This is a genomic window from Halalkalibacillus sediminis, from assembly GCF_002844535.1.
Taxonomy (GTDB): Bacteria; Bacillota; Bacilli; order Bacillales; family Alkalibacillaceae; genus Halalkalibacillus_A; species Halalkalibacillus_A sediminis.
Genome location: NZ_PJNH01000005.1, coordinates 30,852 through 54,944 on the forward strand (window position 1 = coordinate 30,852; position 24,093 = coordinate 54,944).

The window sequence follows — 24,093 nt, forward strand, 5'->3', positions numbered from 1 at the left end:
TATTTACACATACATTATAACACCTATTTTCGAACAATCAACAGATATCGAGAGGAAAAACCGAAAAAAACTGATTAAGATACATTTAATGTTCGGTTTTTCCTTTTTCATAAGCTACTTTCTTTAAATATAATCCGTGTCCTGGGGCAGTTAAACCCAATTTATGACGTTCATTTGTGCTAAGGGCTTCCGAAATGCACTTTGGGTCCTTCTTTCTAATTCCAATTTCAACCAACGTCCCTACCATAATACGAACCATGTGGGTAAGAAATCCGTCCCCTGTGACTTCAATAAAAATATGGGAGCCTTCTTTCAATACCTTCACTTCATGAATCGTTCTCGTCTTATCGCCTTTTACATTCGTTTTTGACGCAGCGAAGGCTGTAAAATCGTGAGTACCTTCCATTAATGGGGCAGCTTCTTGCATTCGATCTACATCTAGCGCTCGAGGTATATGCCACTCGAAATTTCTTGCAAAAACCTCATGTTCTTTTGCGTTCCGAATCTGGTAAAGATATGTTTTATGGCTAGCATCTTTTCGTGCATGAAAATCTTGAGAAACCTTTTCTACTTCAATAATTCTTATATCTGATGGTAATAAAGTCATTAGCGCGTGTTTCCAGGTAGGTTCATCCAATTCTAAATGACTGTCGAAATGGATGACTTGACCCATAGCATGCACACCCGAATCCGTTCTACCAGAGGAAAAGATGCGCACATCTTGTTTGTGCATTTTCCTTAAGGCACGTTCAATCACTTGTTGTACGGTTCGTTGATTGATCTGAACTTGGTAGCCTGCAAAATCTGTTCCATCGTACATGATGATCATTTTAATTCTTTCCATCTTCAATCTCCTCTTACTGATTCGTCCAGAAGAAGGCCGCTACAACAGCAAGGAATAAAACCGTGACAATTCCATCGGTTATAGAAAACCTCAACTCCCTATATTTCGTCCGTCCTTCTCCTCCTTGGTATCCTCTGGCTTCCATGGCGATCGCTAAGTCCTCCGCCCGTTTGAAGGCACTGATGAATAAAGGAATCAACAATGGAATGATAGCCTTCGTTCGATCTTTTAACGAACCGGTTGAAATATCTAATCCTCTCGAGGCTTGTGCCTTCGATATTTTATCCGTTTCCTCAATCAACGTTGGTATAAACCGTAACGAAATCGACATCATTAGCGCAATTTCATGAACCGGAACCTTGATCTTACTTAACGGATATAGTATTTTTTCCACGGCATCCGTAATGGCAATGGGGGTTGTAGTTAACGTCATCAAAGTTGTCATGAATATTAATAATAGCAATCTTGCTGAAATAGCTAAACCTTGATAAAGAGCTGTGCTGTAAAAATTAAAACCCAATATTGAAAATAGGACTTCCCCTTCTCTCGTTAAAAATAAATGGAGAATAAATGTAAATGCGACTATTATCCATACTGGTTTCAAACCTAATAAAATCAACTTAGGATGTATTTTTGTCAAACTTGCCCCTAGGAATGCAAACCCAAATAAAACCGAATAACTAAGCCATGTATCAGCTGTGAACATTACAAGTACGAAGAAAAATACAATCATGATCTTCAGTCTCGGGTCCAAACGGTGAATGACCGATCCGGTTGGGACGTACTGACCGATAATAAAATTCTGCATTATGTGTCAGCACCATCCTTCACTACTTGTCCGATCTCTTCTGCTAATTCGGACTGGGACTGCCCATTGTATTCTATATGGGTCTGGAATTTCTCATTCACTTGATCAATCAACTGAATGACTTCAGGGAGTGCGAGGCCCAACCCCTTCAATTTATCTCTCTTCTTAAAGAGTTCGATTGGATCGCCCTTCAAAGCGATTTCAGATTGATTCATGACAATCATTTGATCAGCATAATGGAGGGCATCTTCCATGTGGTGAGTCACTAAGACAATCGTTTGTCCATATGTTTTATGTAATGTTGAAAATAAATCCATCATTTGCGAACGGCCGAGCGGATCTAAACCAGCAGTGGGTTCATCTAAAACCAGTATAGAGGGCTTCATAATCAGTACACCAGCTATAGCAACCCTTCTCATCTGTCCTCCGCTTAATTCAAACGGGCTTTTATCCAAAATCGATGAATCTAGCCCTACTTGATCGATAACCTCATCCAATTCATAGTCTTCCATCCCAAAATTTTTAGGGCCAAAAAGAATATCCTTCTTAACCGTCTCTTCAAATAACTGGTGTTCTGGATATTGAAAAACCATACCTACTTCTTTGCGCAATTTTTTCATTTCTTTACTTTTCTCGTGCGACAGTTCGTAGTCGCCGATTCTGATTTTCCCTGAAGTCGGACGCATTAATCCATTCAGATGTTGAATCAAAGTTGATTTTCCTGACCCCGTATGACCAACAATTGCTGTAAAAGACCCTGAGCTTACTTGAAAGTTGATATCCTTTAGTGCTTGATGTGCCATTGGGCTATTTGGTTGATAAATATAATTTACTTGTTCGAATGAGATGTCCATAAAATTTCCACCAATTCATCTATTGAAATAGGTTCTTGATCGATTAAGAGTCCTTGATCTTTCATTGTATTAGATATCCTAGTAAATAAAGGAGGTTGAAGTCCATACTCCTCAAATTCGTCATGTCTTTTCAAGAATTCCCTTGGTTCCCCATCAAACCAAATCTCCCCTTGATTTAGAGCAACGACTCTATCAGCCAGAACAGCCTCATTCAAGTCATGAGTGATGGATACCATCGTTAATTCTCTCTCACTTCTAATTTCTTGCATTTTATTAAAAATATCTACTTTCCCAACTGGGTCTAGCATGGCTGTAGCTTCATCAAATACCAACACTTCAGGAAGGGTGGCGATGACACTAGCTATTGCCACTCTCTGCTTTTGCCCACCTGAGAGGCGATGAGGCTCATGATTTTCAAAGCCTTCCATTCGAACTTCTTTAAGACTATTCTCAATCCTCTCCTGCATGACTTTCCTTGAAATGCCTCGGTTTTCAAGTCCAAAGGCTACATCGTCCACAACTGTCGTACCGACGAATTGGTTTTCAGGATTTTGAAAAACCATTCCCACTCGTTTTCTGACTTCCCAAACGGTGTCATCATTTAACGGTGCTTCATTAATGGAGATTTCCCCTTCATCTGGCATCAGTAGTCCGTTCATCAACTTAGCGATTGTAGATTTACCAGAGCCATTATGTCCTACTAGGGCTACCCATTCACCTTGTTGGATGTCTAAGTTAAATGAATCTATCACATTATCAGCTTTATCATCATATCTAAAGCTTACATTATTAAATTTAATCACTGCCAAAGTCTCCTCAGTTGTTTGATTTCCTGGGAAATAACTATGTTGCTAGATTGCTTATCAAGAATAGTTTAACATACAAATTTTTACCTATTAAGAAAAGAGTAAAACTCCATACTAAAGGTGCTTCTTACTATACAGGCTCTGTTAAAGTTTTTTTGATTTTGAACAATTAGTTTGAATATTGTCTCGTTGATTTTTGGCGAATCGCGAAAGGCGGCGACTCCTAGGGGAGCAGTGCGAGCTGAGAATCACCTAAAACTCGCGTTTAGCGAGTTTTGGGAAGTTGAAGCCGCGCCCCCAGGAAAGCGTCCGCCTTCAAGGGATTCGTCAGAATCAACAGCGCATACAATAAAAAAAGTGTTCAGATCCCATTACAAGCTGGAAACTGAACACCCCTTTACTCTATTCAATGACTGATTAGTCAACTAGTTCAATAATCACCGTTTTTGCTCCATCACCTTTACGTTCGCCTAACTTCAAGATGCGTGTGTACCCACCTTGGCGTTCTTCGAATCGAGGAGCAATATCAGAGAATAATTTTTGAATTGCGCTTTGTCCATCTTCATTAGCATCCGCTTGTCTTAGGTAAGACGCAGCTTGACGACGAGCATGAAGATCTCCACGTTTGCCAAGCGTAATCATTTTCTCTACGACTGGGCGTAAAGCTTTTGCTTTAGCTTCTGTAGTTTCAATGCGTTCATGAACTAGCAGATCTGTAGCAAGATTACGTAGCATTGCTTTTCGTTGCGAACTCGTACGACCTAGTTTAGCTTGTGACATTCTTAAAAACCTCCTTTACCAGGAATTACTCTTTGGTTGTTCTCTATATTAATCGTCTTTGCGTAAGCCTAAGCTTAAGTCTTCAAGCTTATACTTGACTTCATCGAGAGATTTACGTCCTAAGTTACGAACTTTCATCATATCTTCTTCAGACTTTTGTGTTAGTTCATGCACGGTATTGATCCCTGCACGCTTCAGGCAATTATAAGAACGGACCGATAAATCCAATTCTTCAATTGTCATTTCTAACACTTTTTCTTTCTGGTCTTCTTCTTTTTCAACCATAATCTCCGCATTTTGTGCTTCATCAGTTAAACCGACGAATACATTTAGATGCTCCATGTAAATCTTCGCACCTAGAGAAACAGCTTCTTCAGGGCGAATACTTCCATCTGTCCAAACATCCAATGTCAATTTATCAAAATTTGTAATCTGTCCTACACGCGTATTTTCCACTTGGTAAGTGACGCGCTGAACAGGAGTGAAGATCGAATCAATCGGGATTACACCAATCGCTTGCTCATCATTTTTGTTAGAATCTGCAGGACGGTATCCGCGACCTTTTTCAGCGAAAATTCTCATACTTAATTTGCCATTACCGGAGATAGTGGCAATCTTTAAGTCCGGGTTTAGAATTTCAACATCACTATCATGTTGAATGTCAGCTGCCGTTACTTCGCCCTCACCTTTAACTTCTAATTCTAATGTCTTTTGATCATCAGAATAGATTTTCAATGCTAACTTTTTCAAGTTAAGAATGATTGTCGTTACGTCTTCCACGACATAATCCAACGTTGAAAATTCGTGTAATGCACCGTCGATCTGAACTGAAGTAACTGCTGCTCCTGGAAGAGAGGACAATAAGATACGACGCAAGGAGTTCCCCATAGTTGTACCATATCCACGTTCTAATGGTTCGATGACAAATTTTCCGAATTTAGCATCTTCACTAACTTCAATCGTTTCAACTCTCGGTTTTTCAATTTCGATCATTCGACTAAACCCTCCTTCAAAACGTCGAATAACGGCGATACAAAGCTGTACCCCCGAAATTCCTCTACAAGATGAAAATCTTCCACCTTGAATTTCCGTGCAAAGCTTTTAAGCTATCATAACCCATTATAGACAGGGCGACAAATTCTCATACTACAATTTATACACGACGACGTTTTGGTGGACGGCAACCATTGTGTGGTACAGGTGTAACATCAACAATTGCAGTGATTTCTAGACCTGCAGCCTGTAACGAACGAATAGCCGCTTCACGGCCTGCACCTGGACCTTTAACATTAACTTCAATAGTTTGCATGCCATTTTCTTGTGCTGATTTCGCCGCAACTTCAGATGCCATTTGTGCTGCGAATGGTGTTGATTTACGAGACCCTTTGAATCCAAGAGCTCCCGCACTGCTCCATGCTACAGCATTACCATTTGGATCAGTGATTGTCACAATCGTGTTATTGAAAGTAGAACGAATGTGTGCGACCCCTGATTCTATATTCTTTTTCACACGACGCTTTCTGCGTGTAGTAGTTTTACCTTTACGAGCCATGGCTAAGCATACCTCCTTCTAACGATTATTTTTTCTTATTAGCTACTGTACGACGAGGACCTTTACGAGTTCGTGAGTTGTTTTTAGTTTTTTGACCACGAACTGGCAATCCACGACGATGACGGATTCCTCTATATGATCCGATTTCGATCAAGCGTTTGATGTTCAATGACGTTTCACGACGAAGATCACCTTCAACCGTGAAGTTTTCGATTTCACGACGGATGTTAGTCAATTCGTCTTCAGTTAGGTCACGAACACGAGTATTTTCAGAAACATCAGCAGCTTTCAAGATATCTTGAGCTGTTGTTTTTCCAATACCATATACATACGTTAATGCGATGACAACACGCTTATCACGTGGAATGTCTATACCTGCAACACGTGCCATAAGGACATGCACCTCCTTAAGATTTAGCCTTGTTTTTGTTTATGCTTCGGATTTTCACAAATTACCATTACGCGCCCTTTACGGCGGATAACTTTACATTTTTCACAAATCGGCTTTACTGATGGTCTTACCTTCATTTCTCTTACCTCCTTTTAGATCGGAGTTTGTTATTTGTAACGATAAGTGATTCGACCTCTAGATAGATCATAAGGTGACATCTCTACGGTTACTTTGTCTCCAGGCAGAATTCGAATGAAGTGCATACGAATTTTACCGGATACATGTGCAAGGATTTCGTGTCCATTTTCCAACTCTACTTTAAACATTGCGTTTGGTAAAGTCTCAAGGACCGTTCCTTCCATCTCGATTACATCATCTTTCGCCATCGAGCAGATCTCCCTTCTTCCAATCTGTCAGCAATTCATTTACAAATTTTGATATTGCAAAGCGAAGTTTACCATTGGTCACTCGACCAGTTTCCAACAGACTATTTCTCACTTCTGGTGAAATATAGTCCATCAATTCTATATGATGAAGGTTCTTTCGTTTCGGTCGATCAAATTTCCTTTTTTCTCCGTCAGCAATCAGAACAAATCGTTCATCCAACTGACTGATGATGATGGCAAATTGATCTAACTCCCTACCACGCTTCACCTTGACTAACTGTCCGACTTTAGGACTTCCCGACTCTCCATCGCCCAATCATAATCACCTTCACTTAAGCTTTAGTCAATATTTCAAAACCGTCTTCTGTAACAACGACTGTATGCTCGAAGTGAGCACATCTGCTGCCGTCTTCCGTCACGACTGTCCATTGATCCTCTAATGTTTTAACAAATCGTTCACCCATGTTAATCATAGGCTCTATAGCTAAAACCATACCCTTTTTCATTCTTGGACCCTTATTAGGAGGCCCGAAGTTTGAAATGTGTGGATCTTCATGGAGGTTTTGGCCAATGCCGTGTCCTCCATACTCTCTAACAATTGAAAAGCCTTTTGGTTCAACATATGACTGGATTGCATAAGAAATATCTGATAATCGATTTCCTGGCTTCACCTGTTTCAATCCTTCAAAAAGGGATGTTTCAGTTACATCAAGTAATTCTTGATTATCTTCATCTATTTCACCAACCGCATAAGTCCATGCTGAATCACCGTGGTATCCATTATAATTAGCACCAATATCGATGCTGATTATATCACCGTCTTCGAGTATACGGTCGCTAGGAATTCCATGAACAAGCTCTTCATTGACTGATGCACAAATACTACCACGAAATCCATTATAACCTTTAAATGAAGGAGTTGCATCCTTACTGCGTATGAATTCATCTGCAATCTTATCCAATTCCTTCGTCGTTATACCTGGACGAACATGCTTTTTAAGTTCCTGGTGCGTTAAAGCTACGATTTTTCCTGCATGACGCATAATTTCTATTTCTCGTGGCGTTTTATTAATGATCATTTAGATAAGCCTCCGATTTTAGCATCAATTTGCTTAAAGACCGCATCGATATCTGCATCTCCCTCAATATCGACTAGGTAACCTTTTTCATCATAGAAAGTTAACAATGGTTTTGTTTGTTCAATATTCACGCTTAAACGATTCTTTACTGTTTCAGGTTGATCATCTTCACGTTGGGTCAGTTTAGTCCCATCTAGATCACATATTCCCGGTTCTTTCGGTGGATTAAACTCAATGTGATAAGTAGCTCCACACTCCGGACAGATGCGACGACCTGTAAGACGCTCAACTAGTTTTTCTTCTGGTACTTTAACATGTAAAACATAATCAAGGCTTGTTTCCAGCTCAGAAAGCAGTGCTTCAAGAGCTTCTGCTTGAGCAACCGTACGTGGGAAACCGTCTAGTAGGAAACCTTTTTCACAATCCGGTTTACTTAAACGTTCTTTCACGATACCTATGGTTACTTCATCCGGAACTAGAGCGCCTTCGTCCATGTATGATTTTGCTTCTTTTCCTAGTTGTGTTCCTTCTTTGATCGCAGAACGGAACATATCTCCAGTTGAGATATGAGGGATGTTATATTTTTCTACGATTTTTTCTGCCTGAGTACCTTTACCAGCACCTGGCAGTCCCATCAAAATTAGATTCATATCTTTCCCCTCGCTCTCATTAAATCACCGTTAACACGATTCTATTTAATGAAGCCTTTATAGTGGCGTTTCACTAATTGGCTCTCCAATTGTTTCATTGTATTCAATGCCACACCAACTACAATCAGTAGACTTGTTCCGCCAATTTGAACGGCTGCTGGTAGACTTGCAATACTTCCCAAGATAATTGGGAATATAGAAACAACTGCTAAGAATAATGCGCCAACGAATGTTAGGCGGTACATCACACGAGTCAAATAAGTCTCTGTGTTTTTACCAGGACGAATACCTGGAACATATCCACCTTGTTTTTGTAAGTTTTCTGCCATTTGTTCAGGGTTAACTTGAACAAATGTGTAGAAGTAGGTAAATGCAATGATCAATGCAACATAAATCACCATTCCAACTGGCTCTGTGTAATCAAAGATATATTGGATGGTGCTTGCAATTGAACTATCTTCAAAAAACCCTGCAATTGTCTGAGGTGCAATTATGAATGAGATCGCAAAGATAATCGGAATTACCCCTGCAGCATTCACTTTTAACGGTAAATGCGTTGAGTGTCCTCCAACAGGTGAGCGGTTAACCGTTCTCTTCGCATATTGGATCGGAATCTTACGTAATGCTTGTTGGATGAAAATAACACCCACGATTACTGCAATTACTACTAATAAAATGATACCCAATACTGCCAAGTTTAAGAACAATTGATCTCCTGCACCAGAAATATATTGCTCATATAACTGGTTCACACCGTTAGGGATTGCTGCTACGATACCAGCAAAAATCAAGATTGAAATCCCGTTTCCTACTCCGTATTCAGTAATTTGCTCACCCAACCACATTAAGAATGTCGTTCCACCTGTCAACACTACCGCAATGATGAAATAAGTCATTGGGTTCGGGTCTGAAATAAGAGACCCTTGAGTCATATAGTTGAAACCGACAGACATTCCAATCGCTTGGATGAATGCAAGAATGACTGTGAAATACCGCGTGAACTGAGCTAGTTTACGACGTCCAACCTCACCTTGCTTACGCCACTCAGTGAATTTAGGTACAACATCCATCTGCAATAGTTGCATGATGATGGCTGCTGTAATGTATGGGAAAATACCCATCGCAAACACTGAGAATTGACTTAGGGCTCCACCACCAAAGGTGTTAATGAAGCCAAAAGCATTGACCTCGTTCATAAGATCTAATGCTTCTTTGTCTGTAAATGGTACAGGAATAAATGTACCGATTCTGAAAACAACTAATATCGCAAGTGTGAAAAGGATTTTCCGACGAATGTCAGCTACGCGAAATAAGTTGGACAATGTCCCGAACATTAAATCACCTCAGTTTGACCGCCCGCCGCTTCTACAGCTTCTTTCGCAGAAGCAGAGAACTTATGCGCTTTAACAGTTAATTTTTTCTCTAGGCTACCATTGCCTAGGATTTTTACTCCTGCCTTCACCTTGCTGATTACTCCTGATTCGACTAGCAATTCTGGAGTTACTTCTGTACCCTCATCGAAACGATTCAACGTCTCTAGGTTAACAATTGAATAATCTTTACGGTTCACGTTTGTGAAACCACGTTTAGGTAAACGTTGGAATAGAGGCATTTGACCACCTTCGAAACCTGGACGAACACCGCCGCCTGAACGAGCTTTTTGTCCTTTGTGTCCACGGCCAGAAGTTTTACCATTACCTGAAGCCATTCCACGCCCTACACGGTTACGTTTCTTACGTGTACCTTCACTTCTTTTTAACTCATGAAGTTTCATTCGAGCACCTCCTCTTAACGTTATTCTTTATTATGCTTCACTGACTGTTACGAGATGGGATACTTTATCAACCATTCCGCGAATAGTTGGTGTATCTTCATGAACAACCGTTTGATGAATCTTATTTAAGCCCAATGCTTTTACAGTGTCTTTTTGAGCTTGTTGTCTCCCAATAACGCTACGTGTGAGGGTGATTTCTAATTTGTTGTTAGCCATGTCATATCCCTCCTTAACCTAACAGTTCCTCTACTGATTTACCGCGTAGCTTTGCTACGTCTTCTGCACGCTTAAGCTCACTCAAGCCTTGCATTGTTGCACGGACCATATTGATTGGTGTGTTTGATCCTAATGATTTAGATAGGATGTCACCAACACCAGAAAGTTCTAATACGGCACGAACAGGTCCACCTGCGATTACTCCAGTACCTTCAGCAGCTGGTTTCAATAAGATGTTCCCAGCTCCGAATTGGCCATGGATTTGGTGTGGAATTGTAGTTCCAACAATTGGTACACGGATTAAGCTCTTCTTAGCGTCTTCGATCGCTTTACGAATTGCTTCAGGAACCTCCTGTGCTTTACCAGTTCCAAAACCTACGTGACCATTTTTATCTCCAACTACTACTAATGCTGTGAAACGGAAACGACGACCACCTTTCACAACTTTAGCAACACGATTTACTGTTACTACGCGTTCTTCAAGATCAAGTTTATTCGGATCAATACTTGTGCGCATGAATTTCCCTCCTTTGTCTATCAATTAAAATTGCAATCCTGCTTCGCGAGCCGATTCAGCAAGTGCTTTTACACGACCGTGATATAAGTAACCCCCGCGATCAAATACAACTGATTGATATCCTTTGTCTACTGCACGTTTAGCGATTAGTTCGCCAACCTTTTTAGCAGCTTCCACATTACCCGTTCCTTCGTTATTGAATTCTGGATCTACTGTAGATGCACTTACTAATGTTTGACCAGCGATATCATCAATAAGTTGTGCATACATGTGTTTATTTGAACGGTACACGTTTAAGCGTGGACGCTCGTTTGTACCGAAAAGATTACGACGTAAACGATAGTGACGCTTTTTACGGACAGCGTTCTTATCTTGCTTCGTGATCATCTAGGTCACTCCTTCCTATCTCTTAACGGATATTATTTAGCAGTTTTACCTTCTTTACGACGTACATGTTCACCTTCATAACGAACACCTTTACCTTTATAAGGTTCTGGAGTACGAATTGAGCGAATATTAGCCGCAACTGCTCCTACTTTTTCTTTATCGATTCCTTTAACAACAATCTTCGTGTTTGAAGGTACTTCAATATCGACACCTTCTAATGGCTCCATCTCTACAGGGTGAGAATAACCAGCGTTTACCACTAGCTTCTTACCTTGCATCTGAGCACGGTAACCGACACCTTGAACTTCTAATGCTTTTTCAAAGCCGTTAGTAACACCTTCAACCATGTTACCGATCAAGCTACGCGTTGTACCATGCAGAGAACGATGAAGCTTAGAGTCGCTTGGACGTTCTACAGTCAACACGTTGTCATTTATATTGATGGTCATATCTTCGTGCAATTCACGAGTCAATTCCCCTTTTGGTCCTTTAACCGTAACTACGTTGTTATCTAATTTGATCTCAACCCCGCTCGGAATTTCTAAATGTTTCAAACCTACACGTGACATACATTACACCTCCTGACTAAACAGTATTCATTACCAAATGTAAGCTAAGACTTCGCCGCCTATTGCTTGTTGACGTGCTTCTTTATCCGTTAAAACACCATTAGATGTTGATACTACCGCAATACCTAAACCATTTAGTACGCGAGGCAGTTCATCTGACTTCGCGTAAACGCGTAGTCCTGGTTTACTGATTCTTTTGATTCCTGAAATTACTCGGTCATTATCACCGCTATATTTCAAGAATAGGCGTAGAACACCTTGTTTACTATCTTCAATATATTCGTAATCGCGAATGAAACCTTCACGCTTCAAAATATCAACAATGTCTTTTTTCAGTTTAGAAGCAGGTACCTCTAACTGATCATGACGTACCATGTTTGCATTACGAATTCTTGTTAGCATATCCGCAATTGGATCTGTCATTGCCATTTGTACATTACCTCCTTCCCCACGATGGGATTACCAGCTTGCTTTTCTAACGCCTGGAATTTGTCCTTCATATGCTAATTCACGGAAACAAATACGGCATAACTTAAATTTACGAATTACTGAGTGTGGACGTCCGCAACGTTCACAACGTGTATATTCTTGAACTTTATATTTAGGTTTACGCTGTTGTTTCGCGACCATTGATTTTTTAGCCACTATTTTCCCTCCTTTAATAGCTCTGGGTTACTGTTTGAATGGCATTCCCATTTGAGCTAGAAGTTCACGTCCTTCTTCGTCTGTATCAGCTGTTGTTACGATAACAACATCCATACCACGAACTTTGTTTACTTGATCATAATCGATTTCCGGGAAAATTAACTGTTCTTTAACACCTAGTGTGTAGTTACCGCGACCGTCAAACGCCTTGCTTGAGATTCCACGGAAGTCACGTACACGAGGTAGAGATACAGCAATAAGTTTCTCAAGAAACTCATACATACGCTCGCCACGTAGAGTAACTTTCGTACCAATCGGCATTCCTTCACGTAAACGGAAACCAGCGATTGATTTCTTAGCGCGAGTAACTGTAGGTTTTTGACCGGAAATAAGTGATAATTCCTCTACAGCATTGTCAAGCGATTTTGAATTAGAAACAGCGTCACCAACACCCATGTTGATTACGACTTTCTCAATTCTTGGCGCTTGCATAACTGAATTGTATTCAAATTTATTCACTAAAGATGGTACAATTTCTTCGTTATATTTTTGTTTTAGTGCGTTCATGTGATAGCCCTCCTTTCGCAGCTAAACTATTTATCTAAAGGTTCACCTGACTTCTTAGCAATGCGAATTTTTTTACCGTCGCGAACTTCATACCCTACACGAGTTGGTTCGCCTGTCTTTGAATCTACTGGCATTACGTTTGAAACATGGATCGGAGCTTCTTGAGTTAAGATTCCGCCCTGCGGATTCTCTTGAGAAGGTTTCGCATGTTTTTTAACGTAATTGACGCCTTCTACTAACACGCGATCTTTCTTTGGAAAAGCTTCCAATACCGCGCCTTCTTTGCCTTTATCTTTACCTGAAATTACTACTACTTTATCGCCTTTCTTTACATGCATGAATCGTGCACCTCCTTGCAAGGCTTTGATTTTCAATTATAAAACTTCTGGAGCTAATGATACGATCTTCATGAACTTGTTATCACGTAATTCACGAGCTACCGGTCCAAAGATACGCGTTCCACTTGGACTTTTATCTTCACGTACAATTACTGCAGCGTTCTCATCGAAACGGATGTATGATCCATCTTTACGACGAACACCACTCTTAGAACGTACGATTACTGCTCTAACTACTTCACCTTTTTTGACAACGCCACCTGGTGTAGCATTTTTTACGGAACAGACGATTACATCGCCAATGTTAGCCGTTTTACGTCCAGATCCGCCCAATACTTTAATAGTTTGAACTTCACGAGCACCAGAGTTGTCAGCAACTTTTAATCGAGTTTCCTGTTGAATCATACGATTGTTACCTCCCTTCGGAATGCTTCCGAGCGAACATTATTAAATAATGACGGCTTCTTCTACAACTTCTACTAGACGGAAACGTTTCGTTGCTGATAGCGGACGAGTTTCCATAATAGTTACAACATCACCATTTTTAGCTTGGTTGTTTTCATCATGAGTTTTGAATTTCTTAGAATATTTAACACGCTTACCGTATAACGGGTGAAATTTATAAGTTTCAACAAGAACGGTAATTGTTTTATCCATTTTGTCAGAGATTACACGACCAGTGTAAGCTTTACGATTGTTGCGTTCTTCCATTTGAGGGTGACCTCCTCTCGATTATCGATTATTTACGCCGATTTCTCGTTCACGAACAACTGTTTTCATGCGAGCGATCGCTTTTCTTACTTCACGGATGCGTACGGTGTTTTCTAATTGTCCCGTAGCAAGTTGGAAGCGTAGGTTGAACAGTTCTTCTTTTAATGATTTTACTTTTTGCTCGATTTCGGCAGTGGTTAATTCTCTGATTTCATTAGCTTTCATTGCTATCACCACCAATTTCTTCACGTTTTACTACCTTCGTTCTGACAGGAAGTTTGTGAGCTGCTAAACGAAGTGCTTCGCGAGCAACCTCTTCACTAACACCTGCTACTTCAAAACAGATTTTTCCTGGTTTAACTACAGCGACCCATCCTTCAGGAGCACCTTTACCAGAACCCATACGTACTTCTAGAGGTTTCGCAGTTTTTGGTCTGTCTGGGAAAATCTTAATCCAAACTTTACCGCCACGTTTCATATAACGAGTCATCGCAATACGAGCTGCCTCGATTTGTCTGCTTGTAATCCATGCACCATCCAGTGCTTGTAGTCCATACTCTCCGAATGTTACTTCAGTTCCACCTTTCGCACGACCTTTCAGGCTGATACGATGTGGTTTACGATATTTAACACGTTTAGGCATTAACATATTGCTGATCCCCCTTCCTTGTAATTATTTTTTAGTTGGAAGGACTTCTCCACGATAGATCCACACTTTTACACCTAATTTACCATAAGTAGTGTCTGCTTCTGCAGTTCCGTAATCGATGTCTGCACGAAGTGTGTGAAGTGGTACAGTACCTTCGTTGTATTGTTCGGCACGAGCGATATCTGCTCCGCCTAGACGTCCTGAAACCTGTGTTTTAACACCTTTCGCACCTGAACGCATAGCACGCTGAATAGCTTGCTTCTGCACACGACGGAAAGATACACGGTTTTCTAGTTGACGCGCGATATTTTCAGCAACTAATGTCGCATCTAATTCTGGTTTTTTAACTTCAACGATGTTGATGTGAACACGTTTACCAGTTAATTCATTTAACTTTGTACGTAATGCTTCAACTTCTGATCCACCTTTACCAATAACCATTCCTGGCTTTGCAGTGTGGATAGAAATATTCACACGATTAGCAGCACGTTCAATTTCGATAGTTGAAACGGCTGAATCAGTTAGTCGGTTTTCAATATACTCACGAATTTCGATGTCTTCATGCAATAGCTCAGCATAGTTATTGCCACCATACCATTTAGATTCCCAATCGCGAATAACTCCTACACGAAGACCTTTCGGGTTAATTTTTTGACCCACTGACTATCCCTCCTTTTTTTCTGATACCACAACGGTGATGTGGCTTGTGCGCTTGTTAATTGCGCTTGCACGCCCTTGTGCACGTGGGCGGAATCTTTTTAACGTTACACCTTCATTTACAAATGCTTGAGATACTACTAAGTTATCTGTATCTAACTCATAGTTGTGTTCAGCATTTGCTACTGCAGAGTTTAATACTTTCTCCACAATTGGTGATGCACCACGATTCGCATTCTTTAAGATCGCGATAGCTTCGCCAACATCTTTTCCTCGAATTAAATCGACAACTAAACGAGCTTTACGAGGAGCGATACGTACTGTTTTTGCTACAGCTTTGGCTTGTTGCATCTTGTGTTACCTCCTCTCACCTATCGGTTTGTCTTTTTATCGTCGCCAGAGTGGCCTTTAAACGTTCTTGTTGGAGCGAATTCTCCAAGCTTGTGTCCGACCATATCTTCTGTGACATAAACAGGTACATGTTTACGTCCATCATATACCGCAATTGTGTGCCCAACGAAGTGTGGGAAGATTGTAGAACGACGTGACCAAGTCTTGATGACCTGCTTTTTGTTGCTATCGTTCATTTCATCGACTTTCTTCAACAGATGGTCATCTGCAAAAGGTCCCTTTTTTAAACTACGACCCATGTATAGTCCTCCTTCCGTACTCAAGCAATGCTGAGAAGCATCAACTTGCTAAGATTATTTCTTCTTTTTCTTACGACGGCGTACGATATATTTATCTGATGGTTTATTACGCTTACGAGTCTTAAGTCCAAGTGTTGGTTTGCCCCATGGTGACATTGGAGATGGAAGTCCGATTGGAGCTCTACCTTCACCACCACCGTGTGGGTGATCCGCAGGGTTCATAACAGAACCACGTACTGTAGGACGAATACCTTTCCAACGGCTACGGCCTGCTTTACCAACTTTAACTAGTTCATGCTCTAGATTACCTACTTGACCGACTGTTGCACGGCAAGTTGATAGAATCATACGAGTTTCGCCTGATGATAGACGTACTAGTGTATATTTTTCTTCACGACCTAGGATTTGAGCTTGAGCTCCTGCTGAACGGACTAATTGTCCGCCACGTCCTGGCTTCAATTCGATGTTGTGTACGATAGTACCAACTGGAATGTTTTTAAGTTCTAATGAATTACCCATTTTGATGTCAGCTTTTTCGCCTGACATGATCTCTTGGTCTACTTTTAGACCTTTAGGTGCAAGGATATAACGCTTTTCCCCGTCTACATATTTGATTAAAGCAATATTAGCAGAGCGGTTCGGGTCATATTCGATTGTAGCAACGCGACCTGGTATACCATCTTTGTCACGCTTGAAATCGATGACACGGTATTTACGTTTGTGTCCTCCACCCTGATGGCGAGTAGTTAATTTACCTTGGTTATTACGACCAGCATTCTTTTTAAGTGGTGTAAGCAAGGATTTTTCTGGAGTGTTCGTCGTGATCTCATCGTTTGTAAGAGTAGTCATGTGACGACGTCCATTTGTAATCGGCTTGTACTTCTTGATCGCCATCTTTTTTCCCTCCTTTTAAGAATCTTTATTTTTTATTCCGACTTAAGCACCTTCGAAGAAGTCTAATTCTTCACTGTCAGGTGTTAATGTTACGACTGCTTTTTTACGATCTGGGCGGAAACCACCGTATCTTCCCATTCTTCTGAACTTACCTTTAAGGTTGATCGTATTAACTTTATCTACTTTTACACCGAAAATCATTTCTATTGCATGTTTGATTTCAGTTTTATTGGCATTCTTAGAAACTTCAAAAGTATATTTCTTTTCAGCCATTAAATCAGCAGATTGTTCTGTAATTACTGGGCGCTTTATAATATCTCTTGGTTCTTTCATTATGCAAGCACCTCCCCTGCTTTTTCCGCTGCTTCTTTCGTGATAAACAGCTTGTCATGCTTAACCAAATCCAAAACGTTTACTTGATCTAATGAAAGAACTTCAACATTTTGTAGGTTGTTTGCAGAACGTTCTACTACTTCGTCACGATCAGCAGTTACAATTAATACTTTTTTGCTAGCTTCAAAACTGCTTAGCATGTTAACAACTTCTTTTGTCTTAGGTGCTTCAATGCTTAATGAATCTAGTACAAAGATGTCGTCTGACTGTACTTTAGATGCATAAGCTGAACGAAGCGCTAAGCGACGTACTTTTTTAGGTAGCTTGAAGCTATAGCTACGTGGTGTAGGGCCGAATACAACTCCTCCACCTACCCATTGTGGTGAACGGATTGAACCTTGACGGGCACGACCTGTACCTTTTTGGCGCCATGGCTTGCGTCCTCCACCGCTTACTTCAGAGCGATTTTTAACTTTATGAGTTCCTTGGCGTAGGTTCGCTTGTTGCATAACGACAGCATCTTTCATTACTGATTCGTTTGGTTCGATACCAAACACGTTATCTGCAAGTTCAACATCACCAACTTTAGAACCCGATTGGTTATATAGTGCTACTTTAGGCATGACATATCCTCCCTTCGTTAGTTATTTTGTTACGCCTTAACCGCACTTGCTATTTTAACGTAAGATTTTTTAGGTCCTGGGACATTACCTTTGATAAGGATCAAGCTGTTTTCAGCATCAACCTTAACAACTTCTAGGTTTTGAAGAGTTACTGTTTCTCCACCCATTTGTCCTGGAATCTTCTTACCTTTGAATACACGCATTGGGTCAATAACACCCATCGCACCTGGTCCACGGTGATAGTGAGAACCGTGAGTCATAGGTCCGCGAGATTGGTTGTGTCTCTTAATTGAACCTTGGAAACCTTTACCTTTAGAAGTTCCGGTTACATCAACCATTTGACCTGCTTCGAACATATCCACACTCAATTCTTGGCCGACTTCAAAGTCGTCAAGATTTGCGTTACGGATTTCGCGAACGAAGCGCTTAGGTGTTGCACTAGCTTTATCCGCATGGCCTTTCTCAGCTTTTCTGATTCGATTTGCTTTTTGGTCAGCAAAACCGATTTGTACAGCTTCGTAGCCATCGTTTTCCATTGTCTTCTTTTGAAGAACAACGTTTCCTTCTGCTTGAATCACTGTTACAGGAACTAATTCACCATTCTCAGAGAATAGTTGAGTCATTCCAACTTTACGTCCTAAGATTCCTTGCGCCATCCGTTACACCTCCTATAAATTTATAATTTAATTTCGATATCTACGCCAGATGGTAAATCTAAACGCATCAATGAATCCACTGTTTGTGGAGACGGGCTCAGAATATCAATCAAGCGTTTATGTGTACGCATTTCGAACTGCTCACGAGCATCTTTATACTTGTGAACCGCACGTAAGATTGTGTATACAGAGCGTTCTGTTGGCAACGGTATTGGACCAGATACTTCTGCTCCTGAACGTTTTGCCGTTTCTACGATTTTAACAGCTGACTGATCTAACACCTTGTGATCATAAGCTTTTAATCGGATACGAATCTTCTCTTTTGCCATTACTTTCCCTCCTTTTTCGCCCATTTTTCATAGACTTTTCTCCGTGAAAATTTCCCCACACCTTGCCATGGCAAAGGGGCCGGGTGTGTCGGCAACCTTTCACTTCATCGCCTTATATGACTGCAACATTACTTATTATATAGAAATGTTTTGCCTTTTTCAAGTAAAATCTATATATCTTTTTTGCAGTCACTTTGTGTATTATACAAAGGATTGCCTTCAGTTTCAACCTTCTGGGTAATATTCAGAATTCTTATTAAAAGAAATTTTATATTAATAGAAACTAGGTTCTTAAATAAATTAGTTTTTTTAATTTATTCCTTTTACTACTTCTCAATTATAGTCCTTGATTCTGACGGATCTTTGTTAGACCGTGACACCTGCAGGAACAACGCGTGACGAAGATCTACTCGAACAAAAGCCTTTTGTTCGAGTTAGCTGAGGCCGCGCCCGCTGTAAAGGAGACACTGCGAACGTTAGGAGAGCAGATGTCGAAATTATTCCCTTTGGGTGTAAGCATCCGTCGATAAATGATTCGACTGAACCAACTAACCCCAACAATTATTAAAGTGCCAATATTATAGAAGACAAATAAAAAACTGCCGAGAAAAATCTCGGCAGTTTCTATTAGTTAAGCAATTAAATTACTTAGTAATTTTTGCTACAACGCCAGCGCCTACTGTACGTCCACCTTCACGGATTGAGAATTTAGTACCTTCTTCAATCGCGATTGGAGCGATAAGTTCAACAGACATTTCAATGTTGTCACCAGGCATAACCATTTCTACACCATCTGGAAGGTGACAAACACCAGTTACGTCAGTTGTACGGAAGTAGAACTGAGGACGGTAGTTTGTGAAGAATGGAGTATGACGTCCACCTTCTTCTTTTGATAGTACATAAACTTCAGCTTGGAAGTTTGTGTGTGGAGTGATAGATCCTGGCTTAGCAAGAACCTGACCACGGCTGATATCTTCACGTGCAACACCACGTAGAAGCGCACCAATGTTGTCACCAGCTTCAGCATAGTCTAGAAGCTTACGGAACATTTCAACACCAGTGATTGTTGTTTTAGTAGAATCTTCTTTCATACCGATGATTTCGATTTCGTCACCGACTTTAACTTGACCACGTTCAACACGGCCAGTTGCAACTGTACCACGGCCAGTGATTGAGAATACGTCCTCAACTGGCATCATGAATGGCTTGTCAGTGTCACGGTCTGGGTTAGGAATGTACTCATCAACAGCATCCATTAATTCAAAGATTGCGTTTTCGTACTCTTCTTCACCTTCAAGAGCTTTAAGAGCAGAACCTTTTACTACTGGTACGTCATCGCCAGGGAAGTCGTACTCAGAAAGTAGGTCGCGAACTTCCATTTCAACTAGTTCTAGAAGTTCTTCATCGTCTACCATGTCAGTTTTGTTTAGGAATACTGCGATTGCAGGTACACCAACCTGACGAGAAAGTAGGATGTGCTCACGAGTTTGTGGCATTGGGCCATCAGCTGCAGATACAACTAGGATAGCTCCGTCCATTTGTGCAGCACCAGTGATCATGTTTTTAACATAGTCAGCGTGACCTGGGCAGTCAACGTGTGCATAGTGACGGTTTTCAGTTTCGTACTCAACGTGTGCAGTTGAGATTGTGATTCCACGTTCTTTCTCTTCTGGAGCACCGTCGATTGTATCGTACGCGCGTGCTTCACCAGAACCAGATTTCTTGTGTAATACAGTAGTGATTGCTGCAGTTAATGTAGTTTTCCCATGGTCAACGTGTCCAATAGTACCAATGTTCACATGGGGCTTTGAGCGGTCAAATTTTTCTTTTGACATTTATATTTCCTCCTTAAAATAATTTCTATATTTTTTATTTTATTGAGAGGCCGTCCTTTAGAGTAAATCTAAAGGACAACTACTCACAATATTTGTTATAAGGGATTTTTCGAAAAAAATCAATTACTGTCCACTATTTTTTTTAACAATTTCCTCTGAAATTGATTTAGGAACTTCTTCAAAGTGATCGAAGTGCATAGTGTACGTTCCGCGACCTTGAGTGTTCGAACGCAATGATGTTGCGTAACCGAACATTTCAGAAAGTGGTACGAATGCGTTAACGACAGATGCGTTACCACGAGATCCCATTCCTTCTACACGTCCACGACGGGAAGTAACGTCACCCATGATATCTCCCATGTATTCTTCAGGAACAACAATTTCAACTTTCATCATTGGCTCTAGAAGAACTGGGCTACATTTTTGTTTCGCTGCTTTCAATGCCATTGAAGCAGCTACTTTAAATGCTGTTTCGTTTGAGTCGACATCGTGGTAAGAACCATCATATAATGTCGCTTTAACGTCAATCAATGGATAGCCGGCAACGACACCGTTTTCCATTGCTTCTGCAATACCTGCTTGTACTGCTGGGATGTATTCACGAGGAACAACACCACCGACGATTTTGTTTTCGAATTCGAATCCTGCGCCCTCTTCATTTGGCTCAAATTTAACCCAAACATGACCGTATTGTCCACGACCACCAGACTGACGTACGAATTTTCCTTCGACTTCCGCAGATGCGCGGAACGTTTCACGGTAAGCAACTTGTGGAGCACCAACATTTGCTTCCACTTTAAACTCACGCTTCAGACGGTCAACGATAATGTCTAGGTGAAGCTCACCCATACCATGAATAATCGTTTGGCCTGTCTCTTCGTTCGTTTCTGTACGGAATGTTGGGTCTTCCTCAGCTAGCTTACCAAGAGCAATCGCCATTTTATCTTGGTCAGCTTTTGATTTTGGTTCAATCGCAACAGCGATAACCGGATCAGGGAAGTCCATAGACTCAAGAATGACGTTGTCTTTTTCGGCACATAGCGTGTCACCTGTTCCCGTGTCTTTCAGTCCGACACCTGCTGCGATATCACCAGCATATACAGCGTCGACTTCTTCACGGTGGTTAGCGTGCATTTGTAGGATACGACCTACACGCTCACGCTTGTCTTTTGTTGAGTTCTTCACGTAAGAACCACTCTTCAGAACACCAGAGTAGACACGGAAGAATGTAATTTTACCAACATAAGGGTCTGTCGCAACTTTAAATGCAAGTGCTGAGAATGGCTCGTTGTCATCTGACTTACGAATGATCTTCTCTTCTGTATCTGCTACATGACCTTCAATTGCTGGCACATCTAGTGGAGAAGGCAAGTAATCGATTACTGCATCAAGTAGGAGTTGTACCCCTTTGTTCTTAAATGCAGAACCACACATAACAGGATAGAATTCAACGTCACAAGTCCCTTGGCGGATTGCAGCTTTGATTTCTGCTGTAGTAAGCTCTTCACCTTCTAGATATTTCATCATTAGTTCTTCATCTAGTTCAGCAACCGCTTCTACTAAACGGCTACGGTATTCGTCAGCTTGCTCTTTATAATCATCAGGAATTTCGGTAGCTTTCGCACGAGTTCCTAGATCATCTTCGTAGTAATAAGCTTTCATTTCAACTAGATCAATGATTCCGTCAAAATTATCTTCTGCACCGATTGGCAACTGGATCGGGTGTGCGTTAGCACCTAGACGATCCTCAAGAGTACCTACAGAGTAAATGAAATCCGCACCGACTTTGTCCATCTTGTTGATGAATACGATACGTGGCACCCCGTAAGTAGTAGCTTGTCGCCAAACAGTTTCAGTTTGTGGTTCAACACCAGACTGAGCATCAAGAAGTGCTACAGATCCGTCTAGTACACGTAGAGAACGTTCAACCTCTACTGTGAAGTCTACGTGTCCTGGTGTATCGATGATATTTATACGATGGTCATTCCATTGGGCTGTGGTCGCAGCAGATGTGATAGTAATACCACGCTCTTGCTCCTGATCCATCCAGTCCATTTGAGATGCACCTTCGTGAGTTTCTCCCAGCTTATGAATACGTCCTGTATAGAACAAGATACGTTCAGTAGCTGTCGTTTTCCCGGCGTCAATGTGAGCCATAATACCAATGTTACGATATTTGTCTAAGGAGAACTCTCTTGGCATAATTATTTCTCCTTCCTGAATTGAAGTTTAGTTTTTGTGTTCGTTGATTATTACCAACGATAGTGAGCGAATGCTTTGTTAGCTTCAGCCATTTTATGCATTTCTTCACGACGCTTAACAGCAGCTCCTGTGTTGTTAGACGCGTCAAGAACTTCATTAGCTAAGCGCTCTTCCATTGTCTTTTCGCCGCGAAGTCTAGCATAGTTTACGATGAAACGTAGACCTAATGCTTGACGACGTTCTGGACGTACTTCAACCGGTACTTGGTAGTTAGAGCCACCTACACGTCTTGCACGAACCTCAAGTACTGGCATTACGTTTTTCATTGCTTCTTCAAATACATCTATAGCGTTTTGACCGCTACGCTCTTCGACTAAGTCGAAAGCTTTATATAGAATTTTTTGAGCAACACCTTTTTTGCCATCATACATGATTTGGTTGATCAAGCGTGTAACTAATTTTGATTTATACATCGGATCTGGTAGTACATCTCTTTTTGGTACTGCACCTTTACGTGGCATATAGTGATCCTCCCTTCCTAACTTTATTTAGTTCATTGTTTTATTTTTTCTCTTTAGGCATCTTCGTGCCGTACTTAGAGCGACCTTGTCTGCGGCCATCAACACCTGCAGTGTCTAGTGCTCCACGTACGATATGATAACGTACACCTGGTAAGTCTTTTACACGTCCACCACGGATCAATACAACACTGTGTTCTTGTAGGTTGTGACCGATTCCTGGAATGTACGCTGTTACTTCGATTTGGTTAGAAAGACGTACACGTGCATATTTACGTAATGCTGAGTTCGGTTTCTTTGGAGTCATAGTAGCAACACGAGTACATACACCACGTTTTTGTGGAGCAGGGTTATTCGTGAACTTTTTCTTGTATGAGTTGAAACCTTTATTTAGTGCTGGTGAGTCAGATTTTTGTGTCTTTGACTGACGACCTTTACGTACTAATTGGTTAATAGTTGGCATGGTTTTTCCTCCCTTCAAAATTAGGTTCTTTAATACCACACATCCAGGTGGTTCATACTTGGGCAAAAAAACAAACTTAACACACAACCATCATGATTATGCATGAAGTTTATCTTCTGATTGCCACTGTGGCAGCGCCTACGTCGATTCCGCTTGCTTTACCAAGTTCCTTAGAGGATTCAACATAAAGGATCGGTATACCGAGTTCATCCGCTGTCTTTAAAACTTTATCTGTTATACGTCGTTCAGCATTTTCAGCGATGACGACTTCTTGTACCTCTCCATTTTTCATGGAGTTAAGTACTTGTTTTGCTCCAATAACAATACCGTTACTAGCCTGTGCTACTTTATCATAAGACATTTCTAAATCCTCCAAAGTAACAAGGTTAAATGAAGCACCTTGAATATAT

Annotated in this window: 40 protein-coding genes; all 40 read right to left on the reverse strand. The window is 40.9% G+C overall.

The window, feature by feature from the left end; translation table 11 throughout:
• Positions 1-85: 85 nt before the first annotated feature.
• On the reverse strand, positions 86-844 hold the full coding sequence (gene truA, locus CEY16_RS14490; protein ID WP_101332778.1) for a tRNA pseudouridine(38-40) synthase TruA: 759 nt from the start codon (positions 842-844) through the stop codon (positions 86-88).
• A 13-nt stretch (positions 845-857) separates the two neighbouring features.
• On the reverse strand, positions 858-1,655 hold the full coding sequence (locus CEY16_RS14495; RefSeq protein WP_101332779.1) for an energy-coupling factor transporter transmembrane component T family protein: 798 nt from the start codon (positions 1,653-1,655) through the stop codon (positions 858-860).
• Positions 1,652-2,506, reverse strand: a complete 855-nt coding sequence (locus tag CEY16_RS14500; protein ID WP_101332780.1) for an energy-coupling factor transporter ATPase — start codon at positions 2,504-2,506, stop codon at positions 1,652-1,654. Before CEY16_RS14500 ends, CEY16_RS14495 begins: the two co-directional genes overlap by 4 nt.
• On the reverse strand, positions 2,482-3,309 hold the full coding sequence (locus CEY16_RS14505; protein ID WP_101332781.1) for an energy-coupling factor transporter ATPase: 828 nt from the start codon (positions 3,307-3,309) through the stop codon (positions 2,482-2,484). The genes CEY16_RS14500 and CEY16_RS14505 overlap by 25 nt, the downstream gene beginning before the upstream one ends.
• A gap of 420 nt (positions 3,310-3,729) precedes the next feature.
• On the reverse strand, positions 3,730-4,092 hold the full coding sequence (gene rplQ / locus CEY16_RS14510) for a 50S ribosomal protein L17 (protein WP_101332782.1): 363 nt from the start codon (positions 4,090-4,092) through the stop codon (positions 3,730-3,732).
• A 48-nt stretch (positions 4,093-4,140) separates the two neighbouring features.
• Positions 4,141-5,085 carry a DNA-directed RNA polymerase subunit alpha gene (locus CEY16_RS14515; protein WP_101332783.1) on the reverse strand — a complete coding sequence of 315 codons (945 nt, stop codon included), beginning with the start codon at positions 5,083-5,085 and terminating at the stop codon, positions 4,141-4,143.
• A gap of 160 nt (positions 5,086-5,245) precedes the next feature.
• On the reverse strand, positions 5,246-5,644 hold the full coding sequence (gene rpsK, locus CEY16_RS14520) for a 30S ribosomal protein S11 (RefSeq protein WP_101332784.1): 399 nt from the start codon (positions 5,642-5,644) through the stop codon (positions 5,246-5,248).
• A 25-nt stretch (positions 5,645-5,669) separates the two neighbouring features.
• Positions 5,670-6,035 (reverse strand): 30S ribosomal protein S13, encoded by a 366-nt coding sequence (gene rpsM / locus CEY16_RS14525; RefSeq protein ID WP_101332785.1) that lies wholly within the window; start codon positions 6,033-6,035, stop codon positions 5,670-5,672.
• A gap of 23 nt (positions 6,036-6,058) precedes the next feature.
• The gene (rpmJ, locus tag CEY16_RS14530) at positions 6,059-6,172 is read right to left on the reverse strand and encodes a 50S ribosomal protein L36 (protein ID WP_039312872.1); all 114 of its coding nucleotides are present in this window, start codon (positions 6,170-6,172) and stop codon (positions 6,059-6,061) included.
• 30 nt (positions 6,173-6,202) lie between these two features.
• On the reverse strand, positions 6,203-6,421 hold the full coding sequence (gene infA / locus CEY16_RS14535) for a translation initiation factor IF-1 (protein ID WP_017185218.1): 219 nt from the start codon (positions 6,419-6,421) through the stop codon (positions 6,203-6,205).
• Positions 6,408-6,737, reverse strand: a complete 330-nt coding sequence (locus tag CEY16_RS14540; RefSeq protein WP_101332786.1) for a KOW domain-containing RNA-binding protein — start codon at positions 6,735-6,737, stop codon at positions 6,408-6,410. The genes infA and CEY16_RS14540 overlap by 14 nt, the downstream gene beginning before the upstream one ends.
• 16 nt (positions 6,738-6,753) lie before the next feature.
• The gene (gene map, locus CEY16_RS14545; protein WP_101332787.1) at positions 6,754-7,500 is read right to left on the reverse strand and encodes a type I methionyl aminopeptidase; all 747 of its coding nucleotides are present in this window, start codon (positions 7,498-7,500) and stop codon (positions 6,754-6,756) included.
• Complete coding sequence (locus CEY16_RS14550; RefSeq protein WP_101332788.1) at positions 7,497-8,150, reverse strand: adenylate kinase; 654 nt, start codon at positions 8,148-8,150, stop codon at positions 7,497-7,499. Before CEY16_RS14550 ends, map begins: the two co-directional genes overlap by 4 nt.
• A 41-nt stretch (positions 8,151-8,191) precedes the next feature.
• Positions 8,192-9,484: a preprotein translocase subunit SecY gene (secY, locus tag CEY16_RS14555; RefSeq protein ID WP_101332789.1), complete on the reverse strand. Its 1,293-nt coding sequence runs from the start codon at positions 9,482-9,484 to the stop codon at positions 8,192-8,194.
• Positions 9,484-9,924 (reverse strand): 50S ribosomal protein L15, encoded by a 441-nt coding sequence (rplO, locus tag CEY16_RS14560; RefSeq protein ID WP_101332790.1) that lies wholly within the window; start codon positions 9,922-9,924, stop codon positions 9,484-9,486. The genes secY and rplO overlap by 1 nt, the downstream gene beginning before the upstream one ends.
• A gap of 30 nt (positions 9,925-9,954) precedes the next feature.
• Positions 9,955-10,140, reverse strand: coding sequence for a 50S ribosomal protein L30 (gene rpmD, locus CEY16_RS14565; RefSeq protein WP_101332791.1), 186 nt, complete (start codon positions 10,138-10,140; stop codon positions 9,955-9,957).
• Between the two features lie 13 nt (positions 10,141-10,153).
• Positions 10,154-10,657, reverse strand: coding sequence for a 30S ribosomal protein S5 (rpsE, locus tag CEY16_RS14570; RefSeq protein ID WP_101332792.1), 504 nt, complete (start codon positions 10,655-10,657; stop codon positions 10,154-10,156).
• A gap of 24 nt (positions 10,658-10,681) precedes the next feature.
• Entirely contained in the window at positions 10,682-11,044 is a 363-nt protein-coding gene (rplR, locus tag CEY16_RS14575) for a 50S ribosomal protein L18 (protein WP_101332793.1), read from the reverse strand.
• Between the two features lie 32 nt (positions 11,045-11,076).
• Positions 11,077-11,613 carry a 50S ribosomal protein L6 gene (gene rplF / locus CEY16_RS14580; RefSeq protein WP_101332794.1) on the reverse strand — a complete coding sequence of 179 codons (537 nt, stop codon included), beginning with the start codon at positions 11,611-11,613 and terminating at the stop codon, positions 11,077-11,079.
• Between the two features lie 30 nt (positions 11,614-11,643).
• Positions 11,644-12,042, reverse strand: a complete 399-nt coding sequence (gene rpsH / locus CEY16_RS14585; protein ID WP_101332795.1) for a 30S ribosomal protein S8 — start codon at positions 12,040-12,042, stop codon at positions 11,644-11,646.
• A 30-nt stretch (positions 12,043-12,072) separates the two neighbouring features.
• On the reverse strand, positions 12,073-12,258 hold the full coding sequence (locus tag CEY16_RS14590) for a type Z 30S ribosomal protein S14 (protein ID WP_101332796.1): 186 nt from the start codon (positions 12,256-12,258) through the stop codon (positions 12,073-12,075).
• Positions 12,259-12,285: 27 nt separating this feature from the next.
• Positions 12,286-12,825: a 50S ribosomal protein L5 gene (gene rplE / locus CEY16_RS14595; protein WP_101332797.1), complete on the reverse strand. Its 540-nt coding sequence runs from the start codon at positions 12,823-12,825 to the stop codon at positions 12,286-12,288.
• Between the two features lie 26 nt (positions 12,826-12,851).
• Entirely contained in the window at positions 12,852-13,163 is a 312-nt protein-coding gene (rplX, locus tag CEY16_RS14600) for a 50S ribosomal protein L24 (RefSeq protein ID WP_101332798.1), read from the reverse strand.
• A 36-nt stretch (positions 13,164-13,199) separates the two neighbouring features.
• The gene (rplN, locus tag CEY16_RS14605; RefSeq protein ID WP_101332799.1) at positions 13,200-13,568 is read right to left on the reverse strand and encodes a 50S ribosomal protein L14; all 369 of its coding nucleotides are present in this window, start codon (positions 13,566-13,568) and stop codon (positions 13,200-13,202) included.
• 42 nt (positions 13,569-13,610) lie between these two features.
• Complete coding sequence (gene rpsQ, locus CEY16_RS14610) at positions 13,611-13,874, reverse strand: 30S ribosomal protein S17 (protein ID WP_101332800.1); 264 nt, start codon at positions 13,872-13,874, stop codon at positions 13,611-13,613.
• 21 nt (positions 13,875-13,895) lie between these two features.
• Positions 13,896-14,099: a 50S ribosomal protein L29 gene (rpmC, locus tag CEY16_RS14615; RefSeq protein WP_101332801.1), complete on the reverse strand. Its 204-nt coding sequence runs from the start codon at positions 14,097-14,099 to the stop codon at positions 13,896-13,898.
• Positions 14,089-14,523 (reverse strand): 50S ribosomal protein L16, encoded by a 435-nt coding sequence (gene rplP, locus CEY16_RS14620; RefSeq protein WP_101332802.1) that lies wholly within the window; start codon positions 14,521-14,523, stop codon positions 14,089-14,091. Before rplP ends, rpmC begins: the two co-directional genes overlap by 11 nt.
• A gap of 24 nt (positions 14,524-14,547) precedes the next feature.
• Positions 14,548-15,183: a 30S ribosomal protein S3 gene (gene rpsC / locus CEY16_RS14625; protein ID WP_101332803.1), complete on the reverse strand. Its 636-nt coding sequence runs from the start codon at positions 15,181-15,183 to the stop codon at positions 14,548-14,550.
• Between the two features lie 3 nt (positions 15,184-15,186).
• Positions 15,187-15,531 (reverse strand): 50S ribosomal protein L22, encoded by a 345-nt coding sequence (gene rplV / locus CEY16_RS14630; protein WP_101332804.1) that lies wholly within the window; start codon positions 15,529-15,531, stop codon positions 15,187-15,189.
• Positions 15,532-15,551: 20 nt separating this feature from the next.
• Positions 15,552-15,830: a 30S ribosomal protein S19 gene (rpsS, locus tag CEY16_RS14635; RefSeq protein ID WP_101332805.1), complete on the reverse strand. Its 279-nt coding sequence runs from the start codon at positions 15,828-15,830 to the stop codon at positions 15,552-15,554.
• 54 nt (positions 15,831-15,884) lie between these two features.
• Positions 15,885-16,724 (reverse strand): 50S ribosomal protein L2, encoded by an 840-nt coding sequence (rplB, locus tag CEY16_RS14640; protein WP_101332806.1) that lies wholly within the window; start codon positions 16,722-16,724, stop codon positions 15,885-15,887.
• Between the two features lie 42 nt (positions 16,725-16,766).
• Positions 16,767-17,057: a 50S ribosomal protein L23 gene (gene rplW, locus CEY16_RS14645; protein WP_101332807.1), complete on the reverse strand. Its 291-nt coding sequence runs from the start codon at positions 17,055-17,057 to the stop codon at positions 16,767-16,769.
• Positions 17,057-17,680, reverse strand: coding sequence for a 50S ribosomal protein L4 (rplD, locus tag CEY16_RS14650; RefSeq protein WP_101332808.1), 624 nt, complete (start codon positions 17,678-17,680; stop codon positions 17,057-17,059). The genes rplW and rplD overlap by 1 nt, the downstream gene beginning before the upstream one ends.
• Positions 17,681-17,709: 29 nt before the next feature.
• A complete protein-coding gene (rplC, locus tag CEY16_RS14655; RefSeq protein WP_101332809.1) occupies positions 17,710-18,336 on the reverse strand; it encodes a 50S ribosomal protein L3 in 627 nt (208 codons plus the stop codon).
• Between the two features lie 20 nt (positions 18,337-18,356).
• Positions 18,357-18,665 carry a 30S ribosomal protein S10 gene (gene rpsJ / locus CEY16_RS14660; protein WP_101332810.1) on the reverse strand — a complete coding sequence of 103 codons (309 nt, stop codon included), beginning with the start codon at positions 18,663-18,665 and terminating at the stop codon, positions 18,357-18,359.
• A gap of 644 nt (positions 18,666-19,309) precedes the next feature.
• Positions 19,310-20,500, reverse strand: a complete 1,191-nt coding sequence (gene tuf / locus CEY16_RS14665; RefSeq protein WP_101332811.1) for an elongation factor Tu — start codon at positions 20,498-20,500, stop codon at positions 19,310-19,312.
• A gap of 123 nt (positions 20,501-20,623) precedes the next feature.
• Positions 20,624-22,702, reverse strand: coding sequence for an elongation factor G (gene fusA, locus CEY16_RS14670; RefSeq protein ID WP_101332812.1), 2,079 nt, complete (start codon positions 22,700-22,702; stop codon positions 20,624-20,626).
• A gap of 50 nt (positions 22,703-22,752) precedes the next feature.
• Positions 22,753-23,223, reverse strand: a complete 471-nt coding sequence (gene rpsG / locus CEY16_RS14675) for a 30S ribosomal protein S7 (RefSeq protein WP_101332813.1) — start codon at positions 23,221-23,223, stop codon at positions 22,753-22,755.
• A 40-nt stretch (positions 23,224-23,263) separates the two neighbouring features.
• Complete coding sequence (rpsL, locus tag CEY16_RS14680; protein WP_101332814.1) at positions 23,264-23,683, reverse strand: 30S ribosomal protein S12; 420 nt, start codon at positions 23,681-23,683, stop codon at positions 23,264-23,266.
• Between the two features lie 109 nt (positions 23,684-23,792).
• Complete coding sequence (locus tag CEY16_RS14685; protein ID WP_101332815.1) at positions 23,793-24,044, reverse strand: ribosomal L7Ae/L30e/S12e/Gadd45 family protein; 252 nt, start codon at positions 24,042-24,044, stop codon at positions 23,793-23,795.
• Positions 24,045-24,093 lie beyond the last annotated feature (49 nt).

What these genes read in the sequence shown, in the direction of transcription:
- truA (WP_101332778.1), bottom strand. Translation starts at nt 844, where the DNA reads ATGGAAAGAATTAAAATGATCATCATGTACGATGGAACAGATTTTGCA.
- CEY16_RS14500 (WP_101332780.1), bottom strand. Translation starts at nt 2,506, where the DNA reads ATGGACATCTCATTCGAACAAGTAAATTATATTTATCAACCAAATAGC.
- rplQ (WP_101332782.1), bottom strand. Translation starts at nt 4,092, where the DNA reads ATGTCACAAGCTAAACTAGGTCGTACGAGTTCGCAACGAAAAGCAATG.
- CEY16_RS14515 (WP_101332783.1), bottom strand. Translation starts at nt 5,085, where the DNA reads ATGATCGAAATTGAAAAACCGAGAGTTGAAACGATTGAAGTTAGTGAA.
- rpsK (WP_101332784.1), bottom strand. Translation starts at nt 5,644, where the DNA reads ATGGCTCGTAAAGGTAAAACTACTACACGCAGAAAGCGTCGTGTGAAA.
- rpsM (WP_101332785.1), bottom strand. Translation starts at nt 6,035, where the DNA reads ATGGCACGTGTTGCAGGTATAGACATTCCACGTGATAAGCGTGTTGTC.
- rpmJ (WP_039312872.1), bottom strand. Translation starts at nt 6,172, where the DNA reads ATGAAGGTAAGACCATCAGTAAAGCCGATTTGTGAAAAATGTAAAGTT.
- infA (WP_017185218.1), bottom strand. Translation starts at nt 6,421, where the DNA reads ATGGCGAAAGATGATGTAATCGAGATGGAAGGAACGGTCCTTGAGACT.
- map (WP_101332787.1), bottom strand. Translation starts at nt 7,500, where the DNA reads ATGATCATTAATAAAACGCCACGAGAAATAGAAATTATGCGTCATGCA.
- CEY16_RS14550 (WP_101332788.1), bottom strand. Translation starts at nt 8,150, where the DNA reads ATGAATCTAATTTTGATGGGACTGCCAGGTGCTGGTAAAGGTACTCAG.
- secY (WP_101332789.1), bottom strand. Translation starts at nt 9,484, where the DNA reads ATGTTCGGGACATTGTCCAACTTATTTCGCGTAGCTGACATTCGTCGG.
- rplO (WP_101332790.1), bottom strand. Translation starts at nt 9,924, where the DNA reads ATGAAACTTCATGAGTTAAAAAGAAGTGAAGGTACACGTAAGAAACGT.
- rpmD (WP_101332791.1), bottom strand. Translation starts at nt 10,140, where the DNA reads ATGGCTAACAACAAATTAGAAATCACCCTCACACGTAGCGTTATTGGG.
- rpsE (WP_101332792.1), bottom strand. Translation starts at nt 10,657, where the DNA reads ATGCGCACAAGTATTGATCCGAATAAACTTGATCTTGAAGAACGCGTA.
- rplR (WP_101332793.1), bottom strand. Translation starts at nt 11,044, where the DNA reads ATGATCACGAAGCAAGATAAGAACGCTGTCCGTAAAAAGCGTCACTAT.
- rplF (WP_101332794.1), bottom strand. Translation starts at nt 11,613, where the DNA reads ATGTCACGTGTAGGTTTGAAACATTTAGAAATTCCGAGCGGGGTTGAG.
- rpsH (WP_101332795.1), bottom strand. Translation starts at nt 12,042, where the DNA reads ATGGCAATGACAGATCCAATTGCGGATATGCTAACAAGAATTCGTAAT.
- rplE (WP_101332797.1), bottom strand. Translation starts at nt 12,825, where the DNA reads ATGAACGCACTAAAACAAAAATATAACGAAGAAATTGTACCATCTTTA.
- rplX (WP_101332798.1), bottom strand. Translation starts at nt 13,163, where the DNA reads ATGCATGTAAAGAAAGGCGATAAAGTAGTAGTAATTTCAGGTAAAGAT.
- rplN (WP_101332799.1), bottom strand. Translation starts at nt 13,568, where the DNA reads ATGATTCAACAGGAAACTCGATTAAAAGTTGCTGACAACTCTGGTGCT.
- rpsQ (WP_101332800.1), bottom strand. Translation starts at nt 13,874, where the DNA reads ATGGAAGAACGCAACAATCGTAAAGCTTACACTGGTCGTGTAATCTCT.
- rpmC (WP_101332801.1), bottom strand. Translation starts at nt 14,099, where the DNA reads ATGAAAGCTAATGAAATCAGAGAATTAACCACTGCCGAAATCGAGCAA.
- rplP (WP_101332802.1), bottom strand. Translation starts at nt 14,523, where the DNA reads ATGTTAATGCCTAAACGTGTTAAATATCGTAAACCACATCGTATCAGC.
- rplV (WP_101332804.1), bottom strand. Translation starts at nt 15,531, where the DNA reads ATGCAACAAGCCAAAGCTGTAGCAAAAACAGTACGTATCGCTCCTCGT.
- rpsS (WP_101332805.1), bottom strand. Translation starts at nt 15,830, where the DNA reads ATGGGTCGTAGTTTAAAAAAGGGACCTTTTGCAGATGACCATCTGTTG.
- rplB (WP_101332806.1), bottom strand. Translation starts at nt 16,724, where the DNA reads ATGGCGATCAAGAAGTACAAGCCGATTACAAATGGACGTCGTCACATG.
- rplW (WP_101332807.1), bottom strand. Translation starts at nt 17,057, where the DNA reads ATGAAAGAACCAAGAGATATTATAAAGCGCCCAGTAATTACAGAACAA.
- rplD (WP_101332808.1), bottom strand. Translation starts at nt 17,680, where the DNA reads ATGCCTAAAGTAGCACTATATAACCAATCGGGTTCTAAAGTTGGTGAT.
- rplC (WP_101332809.1), bottom strand. Translation starts at nt 18,336, where the DNA reads ATGGCGCAAGGAATCTTAGGACGTAAAGTTGGAATGACTCAACTATTC.
- rpsJ (WP_101332810.1), bottom strand. Translation starts at nt 18,665, where the DNA reads ATGGCAAAAGAGAAGATTCGTATCCGATTAAAAGCTTATGATCACAAG.
- tuf (WP_101332811.1), bottom strand. Translation starts at nt 20,500, where the DNA reads ATGTCAAAAGAAAAATTTGACCGCTCAAAGCCCCATGTGAACATTGGT.
- fusA (WP_101332812.1), bottom strand. Translation starts at nt 22,702, where the DNA reads ATGCCAAGAGAGTTCTCCTTAGACAAATATCGTAACATTGGTATTATG.
- rpsG (WP_101332813.1), bottom strand. Translation starts at nt 23,223, where the DNA reads ATGCCACGTAAAGGTGCAGTACCAAAAAGAGATGTACTACCAGATCCG.
- rpsL (WP_101332814.1), bottom strand. Translation starts at nt 23,683, where the DNA reads ATGCCAACTATTAACCAATTAGTACGTAAAGGTCGTCAGTCAAAGACA.
- CEY16_RS14685 (WP_101332815.1), bottom strand. Translation starts at nt 24,044, where the DNA reads ATGTCTTATGATAAAGTAGCACAGGCTAGTAACGGTATTGTTATTGGA.